The organism is Pseudoxanthomonas mexicana (assembly GCF_046736355.1).
In the GTDB taxonomy this organism is placed as follows: Bacteria; Pseudomonadota; Gammaproteobacteria; order Xanthomonadales; family Xanthomonadaceae; genus Pseudoxanthomonas_A; species Pseudoxanthomonas_A mexicana_B.
This window is the reverse complement of sequence record NZ_CP157201.1, coordinates 2517329-2531280: the sequence shown is the minus strand read 5'-3', so window position 1 is coordinate 2531280 and position 13952 is coordinate 2517329. Positions and strand designations below refer to the sequence as shown.

Sequence of the window (13952 nt, the reverse complement as noted above, 5' to 3'; positions counted from 1 at the left end):
AAAGCGGGGAGTTTAGCCCAGCCGGGTATTCCATACCGAGCCGTGTCGTGCGGAAGCGGCGGCGGCTCAATGCACCCAGGGCCGGGACAGGTTCAGCTTGACCGCGCGCACGCCGGGCAGTGCGCGCAGCGCGTCGAGCAGTTCGGCGTCCACCCGCACCGACTGCGGGCCGTTCAGGTCCAGCATGCCGGCGGTGGCGTGCCGGCCGGACGGCAGCACCAGGTCCAGCCGCAGCGGGGTGCCGCCGGGGCGGCGCGCGGCCAGCAGCGCGTCCACCCGCGGCCACAGGCCGGGCTCGCGCAGGTCCAGCCGCAGCGACAGCCGCTGCGCGTGCTGCGCGCACAGCGCGGCGTAGTCCCAGCACTGGCGGATGCGCAGGCTGAAGCCGCCGCCGCTGAACTCGTCCTCGCGCAGGCCGCCCTTGACGATCAGGATGCGGTCGCGGGTCAGCAGCGGGCCGAATTCGGCCATCGCGTCGGAGAACACGCTGCACTCGATGCGCCCGCGCCCGTCCTCCAGCTGCACGAACATCTGGGTGTCGCCCTTGCGGCGCACGCCGACCACCTGGCCGGCCAGCAGCGTGTTGACCTCGGGGCGCCAGCCCTTCTTCTCGCCGGCCGGCTGCGCGGCCCAGATGCGCTCCAGGTCGCCCAGGTCGTGGCCGACCAGCGCGCGCAGGTCGTCGCGGTACGGATCCATCGGGTGGCCGCTGAGGTAGAAGCCGAGCGTCTCGCGCTCGGCCGCCAGCTTCTGCGACAGCGGCCATTCGTCCGCTTCCGGCAGCACCACCTCCAGCGCCGGCGTCGCGTCGCCCAAGCCGCCGAACAGCGAGTTCTGGCCGGCCGCCTTCTCCCTGGCCAACTGGTCGGTGGCCTTCATCACCTCGGGCAGCTGCAGCATCAGCGAGGCGCGGTTGCGGCCCAGCGCGTCCAGCGCGCCGGCGTTGATCATCGCCTCCAGCGCGCGCCGGTTGAGCTTGGTCGAGTCGACCCGCTTGCAGAAGTCGAGCAGGTCGCGGAACGGTCCGCCGGCCATGCGCTCGGCGACGATGGCCTCGCACGCGCCCTGGCCCAGGCCCTTGATCGCGCCCAGTCCGTAGCGCACGGTGCGCTTGTCGGTGGCCTCGAACATGTAGGCGGAGTGGTTGACCTCCGGCGGCAGCACGTCCAGTTGCAGCAGCCGCGCCTCGTCGAGGAAGCCGACCACCTTGTCGGTGTTGTCCATGTCCGAGGACAGCACCGCGGCCATGAACTCGGCCGGGTAGTGGCACTTCAGCCACGCGGTCTGGTAGCTGACCAGCGCGTAGGCGGCGGCGTGCGACTTGTTGAAGCCGTAGCCGGCGAACTTCTCCATCAGGTCGAAGATTTCGTCGGCCTTGCGTTCGTCCACGCCGCCCTTGCCGGCGCCCTCGCGGAAGATCTCGCGGTGCTTGGCCATCTCGGCCGGCACCTTCTTGCCCATCGCGCGGCGCAGCAGGTCGGCGCCGCCCAGCGAGTAGCCGCCGACGATCTGCGCCATCTGCATGACCTGCTCCTGGTACACCATGATGCCGTAGGTGTCCTTGAGGATCGGCTCGACGCGCGGGTCGGGGTATTCGACCTCCTCGCGGCCGTGCTTGCGGTCCACGAACGAGGGAATCAGGTCCATCGGGCCGGGGCGGTACAGCGACACCAGCGCGATCAGGTCCTCGAAGCGGTCGGGCTTGGCGTCCTTCAGCAGCCGGCGCATGCCCGCCGATTCGAACTGGAACACCGCGCCGGTGTTGCCGGTGGCGAAGATCTCGCGGTAGGTCGGCGCGTCGTCGAGGGGGATGGACATGATGTCCAGAGCAGGCCGGGAATGGGGAATGGGGAATGGGGAATCGGAAGAAGCGGGATCGCCGCTTTTCCCATTCCCGATTCCCGATTCCCCATTCCCGTTGATCGCCTTCACCGCCCAATCGATGATCGTCAGCGTGCGCAGGCCGAGGAAGTCGAACTTGACCAGCCCGACCGCCTCCACGTCGTCCTTGTCGAACTGCGTCACCGGCGACTTGCCGCGCCCGCCCTCGTCGTGTTCGGCGTACAGCGGGCAGAAGTCGGACAGCGGCGACGGCGCGATCACCACGCCGCCTGCGTGCTTGCCGGCGTTGCGGGTCAGGTCCTCCAGCTGGCGCGCCAGGTCGATCAGGTCGCGGACGTCGTCCTCGTCGCGGTAGCGATCGATCAGCTCCTGCGAGGCGGCTTCCGGGTTGCCTTCGCCCATCGCGTCCTTCAGCGACACGCCGAGGATGTTGGGGATCAGCTTGGCCACGCCGTCGACCAGGCCGTACGGGAAGCCGAGCACGCGCCCGCAGTCGCGCACCACCGCCTTGGCCGCCATCGTGCCGTAGGTGATGATCTGGCTGACCCGGTCGCGGCCGTACTTGCGCGCGACGTAGTCGATCACCTCGTCGCGCCGGTCCATGCAGAAGTCGATGTCGAAGTCGGGCATCGACACGCGTTCGGGATTGAGGAAGCGCTCGAACAGCAGGTTGTACGGCAGCGGATCCAGGTCGGTGATCTGCAGCGCCCAGGCCACCAGCGAGCCGGCGCCCGAGCCGCGGCCCGGCCCGATCGGGATGCCGTGGTTCTTTCCCCACTGGATGAAGTCGGCCACGATCAGGAAGTAGCCGGGGAAGCCCATCTTGATGATGGTGTCCAGTTCGAATTCCAGCCGCGCGAAGTAGTCCTCGCGCGTCATGCCCGGCGCCAGCGGGTTCTTCAGCAGGCGCGCGACCAGGCCGTCGTGCGCCTGGCGGCGGATCCAGCTGTCCAGCGTCTCGTCGTCCGGCACCGGGTAGGCGGGCAGGAAGTAGGTGCCCAGCCGCATCTCCAGGTTGCAGCGTTGCGCCAGCGCCAGCGTGTTGTCGAGGGCGTCGGGCACGTCGGCGAACAACTCGGCCATCTGCTCGGCCGACTTCATGTACTGCTCGGCGCCGTACTCGCGCGGGCGCTTGGGATCGTCGAGCACGCGGCCGGAGGCGATGCACACGCGCGCCTCGTGCGCGTCGAAGCCGTCCGGCGACAGGAAGCGCACGTCGTTGCTGGCGATCACCGGCAGGCCGCGCGCGCCGGCGGCGTGCAGGGCGAAGCTGTTGAACGCCTCCTCGCCCTCGCGGCCGGTGCGGGTCAATTCAAGATGTAGGTCCTGGCCGAACGCGCGCTGCCAGTCGGCCAGGTGCTGCTCGGCCAGGTCGTTCCGACCGGACAGCGCCAGCCGCCCGGCCAGGCTGTGCAGGCCGGCGATCGCGAACAGGCCGCGGTGATCCTCGCGCAGCCATTGCGGGTCGATGGCCACCCCGTCGGTGCGGTGGCCCTCCATCCAGGCGCGGGTCAGCAGCCGCGACAGGCTCAGGTAGCCGTCGTGGTCGCGGCACAGCAGGGTCATCTGCCAGGGCGGTTCGTTGCCCTCGGCGATGCTGATGTCGGCGCCGGCGATGGGCTTGATGCCGACGCCCTCGGCGGCCTTGTAGAACTTGACCAGCGCGAACAGGTTGTTGCGGTCGGTGACCGCCAGCGCCGGCATGCGCAGTTCGACCGCGCGGCTGAGCAGGTTGGGCTGCTTGGCCTTCTTCGGGTCGGCCTGATCCGGCTTCTCGGGCACGCGGATGATCGAATCCGCCAGCGAGAACTCGGTGTGCAGGTGCAGATGGACGAAGCGGGAGGACATGCCGGCTCGGGATGCGGTCGGGCCAGCGTAGCGGCGGGGCTGGGGTGGAACAAGGCTTGACATTGCGGGCAAGCGACCGCGCCGCCCACGGAAGAGACCCGAACGCCCGGGAGGGCGACCCGGAACCCCCGGCGGCGTGCCCCGTCCACTTTCTGCACCCGTCCGGCAGCAGGCCTCCCCCGGAATCCGGATATCAAAAAAAAAACGCGGCGGGTTTCCCCGCCGCGTCGGTCGCGCCTACCGCCTTTCGGTCATTCCTCGCCGAGGCTGTTGGGCGAGGTGGTGCCGGCCAGCCAGCCGAGCTTGCGCAGCGAGGCGGCGACGCCGGCGCCGTAGGCCGGGTCGGCCTTGCCGCAGTTGTCCACGTGGCGCTGCTTGATGAAGTCCGGCGCATCGCCCAGGGCGCGGGCGGTGTTGTCGAACAGCACCTGCTGCTGCGCGGGCGTCATCAGCCGGAACAGGTCGCCGGGCTGCTTGTAGTAGTCGGCGTCGTCCTGGCGGAAGTCCCAGTGGTCGGCGTTGCCGTTGATCTTCAGCGGCGGCTCGCGGAACTGCGGCTGCTCCTGCCACTGGTGGAAGCTGTTGGGCTCGTAGTGCGGCAGGCTGCCGTAGTTGCCATCGACCCGGCCGAAGCCGTCGCGGTGGTTGCTGTGCACCGGGCAGCGCGCGCTGTTGACCGGGATCTGCTGGTAGTTGGTGCCCAGGCGGTAGCGCTGCGCGTCGGCGTAGTTGACCAGGCGCGCCTGCAGCATGCGGTCGGGCGAGGCGCCGATGCCCGGGACCAGGTTGCTGGGCGCGAACGCGCTCTGCTCCACGTCGGCGAAGAAGTTGTCCGGGTTGCGGTTGAGCTCGAACTCGCCCACCTCGATCAGCGGGTAGTCCTTCTTCGGCCATACCTTGGTCAGGTCGAACGGGTGGTAGGGCACCTTTTCGGCGTCGGCTTCCGGCATGACCTGCACGTACATCGTCCACTTCGGGAAATCGCCGCGCTCGATGGCCTCGTACAGATCGCGCTGGTGGCTTTCGCGATCGTTGCCGATGATTTCGGCGGCCTCCGCGTCGGTCAGGTTCTTGATGCCCTGCCGGGTCTTGAAGTGGAACTTCACCCAGAAGCGCTCGCCCTGCGCGTTCCAGAAGCTGTAGGTATGCGAGCCGAAGCCGTGCATGTGGCGGTAGCTGGCCGGGATGCCGCGGTCGCTCATCACCACGGTGACCTGGTGCAGGGCTTCCGGCAGCAGGGTCCAGTAGTCCCAGTTGTAGGTGGCGCTGCGCAGGTTGGTGCGCGGGCAGCGCTTGACCGCCTTGTTGAGGTCGGGGAACTTGCGCGGGTCGCGGATAAAGAACACCGGGGTGTTGTTGCCCACCATGTCCCAGTTGCCTTCCTCGGTGTAGAACTTCAGCGCGAAGCCGCGGATGTCGCGCTCGGCGTCGGCCGCGCCGCGCTCGCCGGCCACGGTGGTGAAGCGGGCGAACATCCCGGTCTTCTTGCCGACCTGCGAGAAGATCGCCGCGCGGGTGTAGCGGGTGATGTCATGGGTGACGGTGAAGGTGCCGAAGGCGCCCGACCCCTTGGCGTGCATGCGCCGCTCCGGGATCACCTCGCGCACGAAGTTGGCCAGCTTTTCGTTCAGCCAGACGTCCTGGGCCAGCAGCGGGCCGCGCGGGCCGGCGGTCAGGCTGTTCTGGTTGTCCGCGACCGGCGCACCGAAATCGGTGGTCAGGTAGCTGGGCTTGGACGTATCGGTCGGCTTGCTCATCACGCTTGCTCCAGTGGGTGGCTCGATGGGGCCAGTCTAGGCTTGTCTATCAATCAATCAAAATCGATAGATGGTATGGAAGCATTCGATGCCGGCTATCGAGGGCGCGCGTCGGGCTGGGGATGGCGCAGGCAGCGGCCAGCCAGCGGAAACCGCGCGGAGGGGTGCATCCGGAAAGCCGCGGACAGGCTTCAGCGGCTTTCCAGCAGCTGCGCCACCGGCGCGAAACTGCGCCGGTGATGCGCGCAGGGACCGTGCGCGCGCAGCGCCTGCAGGTGCGTGGGGGTGCCGTAGCCCTTGTGGCGGTCGAAGCCGTAGTGCGGATGCTCGGTGTGCAGCGCGTGCATCAGCCGGTCGCGGGTGACCTTGGCCAGGATCGAGGCGGCCATGATGCTGCGGTCGCGCGCGTCGCCGCCGATCCACGCCTCGGCCGGGCAGGGCAGGCCCGGCGGGAGGCGGTTGCCATCGATGCGCGCCAGTCCGGCCGCGTGGGCGACCGCCTGCACCGCGCGGCGCATGCCCAGCATCGTGGCCTGGTAGATGTTGAGGCGATCGATCTCCTCCACGTCGATCACGATCACCTGCCAGGCCAGCGCGCGCTCGGTGATGCGGCCATAGAGCAGTTCGCGGCGCCCGGCGGTCAGTTTCTTGGAATCGTCCAGCCCATTGATGCGCGGGCGCGCCGGGTCGAACACCACCGCGGCCACCGTCAGCGGCCCGGCCAGCGGTCCGCGCCCGGCCTCGTCGACGCCTGCGATGAGGCGGGAATCGGGAATGGGGAACGGGCAATGGCCGAACAGCGGGAACTGCGGCGAGGGTTCGCCGGTCGCCGCGTTCGCTGGCGGGCAAGCGTCGGCCTTCATGCTCACGCTGCCGGCGGTTCCTGTTTCACGCTCCATTCCCCTTCTCCCAGCAGCCAGGCCACCGCGTCTGCGGCGCGCGCGGAGGCGTCGCGGCGCAGCTCCTCGTGCAGCGCCTGGTAGCGCGGCTGCAGGCGCTGCACCGCCTCGGGATGGGCGAACCACTGCAGCACCGCCGCGGCCAGGTTGTCGGGCGTGCAGTCGTCCTGCATCAGTTCCGGCACCAGGTCCGCCTGCGCCAGCACGTTGGGCAGGGCGTAGCGGCGCGTCTTCAGCAGGCCCAGCGCGGTGACGATGCGATGGGTCAGCGGCGCGATGCGGTAGCCGACCACCATCGGCCGCTTGGCCAGCATGGTCTCCAGCGTCGCCGTGCCCGAGGCCAGCAGCACCACGTCGCCGGCGATCATCGCCTCGCGCGCCTGCCCGCGCAGCAGCCGCGGGCGGCCGGCAGGGAAGTGCATCCCGGCGATCAGGGTTTCCAGCGCGCGATGGCAGGCGTCGTTGGCGGCCGGGACGACGATCTGCAAGCCGGGCACCTGCGCGGCGACCTGTCGCGCGGCGGCGAGGAAATCGCCGGCCAGGCGCTGGATCTCGCCCATCCGGCTGCCGGGCAGCACCGCCAGCACCGGCGCATCGGCCGGCAGGCCCAGTTGCGCGCGCGCGGCGGCGCGGTCGGGATGCAGCGCGATTTCGTCGGCCATCGGGTGGCCGACGAAGCGCGCATCGACGCCATGCCGCGCGTATAGCGGCGGCTCCATCGGGAACAGGCACAGCACCATGTCGGCGCTGTCGCCGATCCTGCGCGCGCGCTGCTCGCGCCAGGCCCAGATCGACGGGCTGACGTAGTGCACGGTGCGCAGGCCGCGCTGCTTGAGCCAGCGCTCGACGCCCAGGTTGAAGTCGGGCGCGTCGATGCCGATGAAAACGTCGGGCTGCCATTCCAGCACGCGCTGGCGGAACGCCTTGCGCAGCTTCAGCAGCCGCGGCAGGTGGCGCAGCACCTCGGCCAGGCCCATCACCGCCAGCTCGCCGGCGTCGTGCCAGGTCTCGCAACCGGCCCGGCGCATCGCCGGCCCGCCGATGCCGGCGAACTGCGCATCCGGGAAGCGCGCGCGCAATGCCTCGATCAGCCCCGCGCCGAGGCCGTCGCCGGAGGCTTCGCCGGCGACCAGGGCCACGCGCGGTGCGCGCGTGGCGGGAATGGGGAATGGGTAATGGGGAATGGGGGAAGCGAGAGGCTTGGCCGACGTGTCGCCTTTCCCATTCCCCATTCCCGATTCCCCATTCCCGCTCGTCATCGCTGCAACGGCCGCTCGCCGCTCTCGATGAAGTCCAGCAGCGCGCGCACGTCCGCGCTGGCCTGCGCCTGCTCGGCCAGTTGCGCCCGCGCCTCGGCCAGCGGCAGGCCGGCCATGTAAAGGGTGCGGTAGGCGCGCTTGATCGCGGCGATGCGTTCGGCGTCGAAGCCGCGGCGCTTGAGGCCCTCGCTGTTGATGCCGCGCGGACGGCCCGACGCTTCGCCGGCCACCATCGTGAACGGCGGCACGTCGCCGGACAGCAGCACGCCCATGCCGATGAAGGCGTGCGCGCCGATGCGGCAGAACTGGTGCGCGCCGGCGAAGCCGCTCATGATCACCCAGTCCTCGACGGTGACGTGGCCGGCCAGGGTGGAATTGTTGGAGAACACGCAGTGGTCGCCGACGATGCAGTCGTGGGCGACGTGGGTATAGGCCAGCAGCATGTTGTCGCTGCCGATGCGGGTGACGCCGCCGCCGTGGCCGGTGCCGCGGTTGAGGGTGACGAACTCGCGCACCTGGTTGCGATCGCCGATCACCAGTTCGACCCGCTCGCCCCTGAACTTCTTGTCCTGCGGATCGCCGCCGACCGCGGCGTGGCCGACGATGTGGTTGTCGCGGCCGATGCGGGCCGGGCCGGTGACGCTGCAGTGCGGGCCGACGATCGTGCCGTCGCCGATCTCCACTTCCGGGCCGATGTAGCTGAAGGCGCCCACGCGCACGTTCGCGCCCAGCCTTGCGCCGGGGTCGACGACCGCGCTGGGATGGATGAGCGGGGTCGGGTCCATCGTCAGCGGGTGTCCTCGGCGCACAGCACGTCGGCACAGGCCACCTGTTCGCCGTCCACGCGCGCGATGCCGGTGTAGAAGGCCATGTTGCGGATCAGCCGTTTCAGGGTCACGTCCAGCTCCAGCCTGTCGCCGGGCACCACCATCCGGCTGAAGCGCGCGTTCTCGACCTTGACCATGTAGAACATGCGGTCCTCGACCTGGCCGGCGTGCGAGAGCTGGGTCAGCAGGCCGCCGGCCTGCGCCAGCGCCTCGATGATCAGCACGCCCGGCATGATCGGGCGCTCGGGGAAATGGCCGGTGAAGAACGGCTCGTTCTGGGTGATGTTCTTGTACGCCAGCACGCGCTTGTTGGGCTCCAGCTCGGTCACCCGGTCGACCAGCAGGAACGGGTAGCGGTGCGGCAGCAGCTTGCGGATGGTGATCGCGTCGATGGGCAGTTGCACTTCGGTCATCATTTTTCCTTGTCGGCCGCCAGCACGCGGCGGGCCAGTGAATCGAGTTGCTTGAAACGGGCGGCGTTCCGGCGCCAGGTGCGGTTGTCGGTCAGCGGCGTGCCCGAGGAATACTCGCCCGGCTCGGTGATGGAGTGGGTGACCAGCGACATCGCGGTGATCGTCACCTTGTCGCAGATCTCCAGGTGGCCTAGCACGCCGGCCGCACCACCGATCAAGCAGTAGCGGCCGATGCGCGCGCTGCCCGCCGCCGCGCTGCAGCCGGCCATCGCCGAATGCGCGCCGATGCGCACGTTGTGGCCAATCTGGATCTGGTTGTCCAGGCGCACGTCCTCTTCCAGCACAGTGTCTTCCAGCGCGCCGCGATCGATGGTGGTGTTGGCGCCGATCTCGCAGTCGTCGCCGACCACCACGCCGCCGAGCTGCGGCACCTTGAGCCAGCGGCCGGCCTCCATCGCCAGGCCGAAGCCGTCGGCGCCGAGCACCGCGCCGGGATGGATCAGCACGCGCCTGCCCAGGCGCACGCGCCTGACCAGGGTCACCCGCGCGATCAGCTCGCAGCCTTCGCCGACCACGCAGTCCTCGCCGATCACGCAACCAGGGCCGATCACGCAGCCGTCCTCGATCACGCTACCGGCGCCGATGCTGACGAACGGCCCGACGTGCGCGCCAGCGGCCACGCGCGCCTGCGGATGCACGACCGCGCCGGGATGGATGCCGGGCTCGCGCGCCGGGCGGGCATCGAACAACGCCGCCATCTTCGCGAAGGCCGCGTACGGATCGCGGGCGATCAACGCGGTGCCCGGCGCGACGTCGGCATCGTCGGCGCGCAGCACCACCACGCCGGCGCGGCTGTCGGCCAGTTGCGCGCGATAGCGCGAGTTGGCCAGGAAGGCGAGTTGCGCCGGGCCGGCCGACGCCAGCGTGCCGACGCCTTCCACGCGCACCTGGCCATCGCCACGCAGTTCCAGTGCGAAGCGTGCGGCCAGTTCGGCAGCGGTGAAAACAGGGGATTGCATGGGGCGCTAGTGTACCGTCTCGCCCCTGCCCGCAAGCCCGATCGTGCATGCAGGCGCGGCGGATGCGGCCACTATGGCCATGTACATCCGTGCATACGCCTGTACATCGATGGGCGAACCCCGGCCCGCTGCTGTGGCGGACCGGGGCCGGGCGATCAGAAGCCGCCGCCGAAGGTGAACTGCAGGCGCTCGACCTCGTCCTCGTCCTTCTTGCGCAACGGGAACGCGTAGCTGATCGAGATCGGGCCGACCGGCGCGCGCCACAGCAGCGCCACGCCCGCCGAGGCGCGCAGCTCGCTGGTCTCGAAGTCGTCCACCCCGTCGAACACGTTGCCGAAGTCGACGAACGCCGACACGCGCGCGGCCGGGCTGTCGAACAGCTTGGGGAAGATCATCTCGACGGTGCCGGTGGTCTTGAGCGATCCGCCGAGCGGCTGGCCGCGATAGCCGGAGATGCTTTCCGAGCGCGGGCCCAGCGTGTTGTCGCGGAAGCCGCGCACCGAGCGGGTGCCGCCGGCGTAGAAGTTCTCGAAGAACGGCAGGCCGCTGGCGTCGATGGTGCGCACCAGGGTCGAGCCCGGCGCGCAGGGCGCGCCGCCGGCCGCGGCCAGCGCCATCGGGATCTGCGGATCCGAGCCGTTGACCTGGCAGATGTTGCGCACCACCTCGCTGCCGTAGCTGTCGCCGTAACCGAGTTCGGCGCGGGTGTTGAGCACCAGCGCCGGGCTCAGGCTCCAGTACTTGGAGAACTCGTAGTTGAGCTTGTAGTACTCGACCGTCGAGCCGGGCAGGGCGATCTCGGCCGACACGCGCTGGTACAGGCCGCCAGTGGGCATGAAGAAGTGATTGCGGGTGTCGCGCGCCCAGCCCAGCTCGGTGCGCCAGGCGTGGAAGGTCTGGCGGCCGACCGCGTCGATGTAGTCGATGATGCTCTGCGGCGTGGAGCCCGGCCAGGTCAGGATCTGGTTGCGATCGATGCCGAACAGCAGCGAGACGGTGTCGTTCTCGGTGATCGGCAGGCCCAGCACGCCCTGCGCGGCGGCGCTGGTGCTGGAGTACTGGGCGGTGTTGAAGTCCGAATAGTCGAACTCGCGCCACCACAGGTTGTAGCCCAGCGACATGCCCTCGTCGGTGAAGAACGGGTTCATGAAGGAGAACGAGTAGCGCTGCAGGTAGTCGCTGCGCTGCGCCTCCACCGAGACCCGGTTGCCGCCGCCGAGGAAGTTGTTCTGCGAGAGCTGGATGGTGGTGGTCAGGCCGGACAGCTGCGAGTAGCCCAGGCCGAACACGAAGCTGCCCGAGGTGGTCTCCTTGACGTTGTAGACCACGTCGACCTGGTCGCTGGTGCCGGGCACGGCCGGGGTCTCGACCTCGACGGTCTCGAAGAAGCCCAGCCGCTGCAGGCGGATCTTGGAGCGGTCGATGGCGGCCTGCGAATACCACGCGCCCTCGAACTGGCGCATCTCGCGGCGCAGCACCTCGTCGGAGGTGCGCGCGTTGCCCTTGAACACGATCCGGCGCACGTTGACGCGCGGGCCGGGGATGACCTGGAAGTTGATGCCGACGGTGCGCTTCTCGCGGTCCACTTCCGGGATCGGGTTGACCTGGGCGAAGGCGTGGCCGATGTTGCCCAGGGTCGCGGTGATGGCGTCGGAGGTGAACTCCAGCAGCGCGCGCGAGAACGTCTGCCCCGGCTTGACGATCACCAGCCGCTCGATTTCCTCCTTCGGCAGCACCGTGTCGCCGGTGACCTTGACGTCGGAGATCGAATACTGCTCGCCCTCGGTGACGCCGGCGCTGATGAACATGTCGCGCTTGTCGGGGCTGATCGACACCTGGGTCGAGTCGATGCTGAAGTCGACGTAGCCGCGGTCCAGGTACCAGGAGTTGAGCTTTTCCATGTCGCCGGAGAGCTTTTCCTTGGAGTACTGGTCGTCGCGACGGTACCAGGACAGCCAGTTGCTCTCCTTGGACTCCCAGCTGTCCATGATGTCCTCGCCGGCGAACTTCTCGTTGCCGGTCAGGTTGACGTGGCGGATCTTGGCCGCCTTGCCTTCCTTGATGGCGATGGTCACGTCGACGCGGTTGCGGTCGAGCTGGCTGACCGTGGGCGTGATCTCGACGTTGTACTTGCCGCGGTTGTTGTACTGGCGGGTCAGTTCCTGGGTCACCCGGTCCAGGCTCAGGCGGTCGAAGGTGTCGCCCTCGGACAGGCCGATGTCCTTCAGGCCGCTGAGCAGCTGTTCGCTCTTGATGTCCTTGTTGCCGGTGACGGTGAGCTTGTTGATCGCCGGGCGCTCGACCACGGTCACGACCAGGATGCTGCCCTGGCGATCCAGGCTGACGTCCTGGAAGAAGCCGGTGCGGTAGAGCGCGCGGATCGACTCGCCGATGCTGGCCGGGGTGACGGTGTCGCCGCGCTCGATCGGCAGGTAGGTCAGCACGGTGCCGGCGGAGATGCGCTGCAGGCCGTCGATGCGGATGTCGGTGGCGGTGAAGATCTCGCTGCTCAGGACCACCGGAGGGGCGGTGTCCGTCGTCTGCGCCCAGGCCGGGGCGACGAGGGCCGAGGCGAGGGCGAGGGCAAGCAGGCGGCGGGTGGGCTGTCGCGTCATCATCACATCCGGTAGGGGGCGGGCCTGCGGGGCGGTGCCCGCCCGGCAGGGGTGTTGCGAAGCGCCGGCATGGCAGCGGGCCGGCGGAGGAAGGTTCGGGGGCATCAGTTCACCAGACGGAGGATGTCGTTGTAGAACGCCAGACCCATCAGGCCCGCCAGCATCGCCAGACCCACGTACTGCCCGGCGGCCATGCTCCGTTCACTCAACGGACTGCCCTTGACCAACTCGATAAGGTAATACAGCAGGTGGCCGCCGTCCAAGACCGGGATCGGCAGCAGGTTGATGATCGCCAGGCTCAGCGACACCAGCGCCAGGAAGAACAGGAACCAGGCCACGCCGCGCTTGGCGCTGGCGTTGGCGACCTGGGCGATGGTGATCATGCCGGAGACGTTCTTGGCCGAGGCCTCCGTGGTCAGCATGCGCCGGATCATGCCGAGCGAATCGGCGGCCATGCGGCCGGTCTCGCGCACCGCGGCGGGGAATGCGGCCAGCGGGCCGAACCGCTGCAGCGCGTCGTGCGGAGCGGGGGCCAGTTGCCTCGGCGGCTCCAGGCCCAGCGCCCAGTAGGCCTGGCCGTTGCCGTCGTGCCTGCGTACCGGCGCCATCTCCAGCGCCAGCCGCTCGCCGTTGCGGTCCACCTCCACCATCGCGGTGCCGCCGCGCTCGCCCAGCGCCTGCACCAGCGGCCCAATCTGGCTGAAGTAGTCGATGCGCTGGCCGTCGATGGCGGTGACCACGTCGCCGGCCTGCGCCAGCCCGTGCGCCGGCGAGTCGGGCGCGGTGCCGCTGATCACCGCCGGCGCCATCTGGTGGCGCCAGGCCAGCCCGGCCTGGCGGGCGACCGTCTCCTGGTCGAAGCCGTCCGGCAGCGTCGACAGCGGCAGCCGGCGGGTGCTTTCCCGGCCCTGCGCGTCGACCAGTCGCAGGCGCGGATCGTGGCGGTCGATGGCGGCCACGGTCAGCAGCTGCAGCGCGTCCATCCAGGTGCGCACCTCGCGCCCGTCGATGGCGGCGATGCGGTCTCCCGGCTGCAGCCCGGCCTGGGCGGCCATGCCCTGGACCTGGCCCAGCGTGGCCGAGTAGTCGGGCCGGCCGATGACGAACATGCCCCACAGCAGCAGCACGCACAGCAGCAGGTTGGCCGCCGGGCCGGCGGCGACGATGGCGATGCGCTGGCCGACCGGCTTGCGGTTGAAGGCGCCGGCCAGCTGCGCGGCGGGCACGTCGCCCTCGCGCTCGTCCAGCATCCGGACGTAGCCGCCCAGCGGGATGGCGGCGATCGCGAACTCGGTGCCGTGGCGATCGCGGCGCGACCACAGCGGCCGGCCGAAGCCGACCGAGAAGCGCAGCACCTTGACCCCGCAGCGGCGCGCGACCCAGTAGTGGCCGAACTCGTGGAAGGTCACCAACACGCCGATGGTGACGAACATCCACAACAGCGAGCCGAGCACGTCAGCCATGCGTGGGGGC

General features: G+C 69.6%; 9 protein-coding genes. All 9 read right to left on the bottom strand.

Features of this window, described 5'->3' with window-relative positions:
* Positions 1-66: 66 nt before the first annotated feature.
* The 9 genes from dnaE to rseP all read right to left on the bottom strand — a co-directional run bounded on the left by dnaE (position 67) and on the right by rseP (position 13942).
* Positions 67-3690 (bottom strand): DNA polymerase III subunit alpha, encoded by a 3624-nt coding sequence (gene dnaE / locus AAG688_RS11695; RefSeq protein WP_411832417.1) that lies wholly within the window; start codon positions 3688-3690, stop codon positions 67-69.
* 251 nt (positions 3691-3941) lie between these two features.
* Positions 3942-5447: a catalase gene (locus AAG688_RS11690; RefSeq protein WP_411832416.1), complete on the bottom strand. Its 1506-nt coding sequence runs from the start codon at positions 5445-5447 to the stop codon at positions 3942-3944.
* A 191-nt stretch (positions 5448-5638) separates the two neighbouring features.
* Positions 5639-6310, bottom strand: coding sequence for a ribonuclease HII (locus AAG688_RS11685; protein WP_411832415.1), 672 nt, complete (start codon positions 6308-6310; stop codon positions 5639-5641).
* Between the two features lie 2 nt (positions 6311-6312).
* Positions 6313-7605 (bottom strand): lipid-A-disaccharide synthase, encoded by a 1293-nt coding sequence (gene lpxB / locus AAG688_RS11680; RefSeq protein WP_411832414.1) that lies wholly within the window; start codon positions 7603-7605, stop codon positions 6313-6315.
* Positions 7602-8390, bottom strand: coding sequence for an acyl-ACP--UDP-N-acetylglucosamine O-acyltransferase (gene lpxA / locus AAG688_RS11675; protein ID WP_411832413.1), 789 nt, complete (start codon positions 8388-8390; stop codon positions 7602-7604). Before lpxA ends, lpxB begins: the two co-directional genes overlap by 4 nt.
* A 2-nt stretch (positions 8391-8392) precedes the next feature.
* Complete coding sequence (fabZ, locus tag AAG688_RS11670) at positions 8393-8848, bottom strand: 3-hydroxyacyl-ACP dehydratase FabZ (protein ID WP_411832412.1); 456 nt, start codon at positions 8846-8848, stop codon at positions 8393-8395.
* Complete coding sequence (gene lpxD / locus AAG688_RS11665; protein WP_411832411.1) at positions 8845-9864, bottom strand: UDP-3-O-(3-hydroxymyristoyl)glucosamine N-acyltransferase; 1020 nt, start codon at positions 9862-9864, stop codon at positions 8845-8847. Before lpxD ends, fabZ begins: the two co-directional genes overlap by 4 nt.
* 155 nt (positions 9865-10019) lie before the next feature.
* Positions 10020-12479: an outer membrane protein assembly factor BamA gene (bamA, locus tag AAG688_RS11660; protein ID WP_411832410.1), complete on the bottom strand. Its 2460-nt coding sequence runs from the start codon at positions 12477-12479 to the stop codon at positions 10020-10022.
* Between the two features lie 104 nt (positions 12480-12583).
* Entirely contained in the window at positions 12584-13942 is a 1359-nt protein-coding gene (rseP, locus tag AAG688_RS11655) for an RIP metalloprotease RseP (protein WP_411832409.1), read from the bottom strand.
* Positions 13943-13952 lie beyond the last annotated feature (10 nt).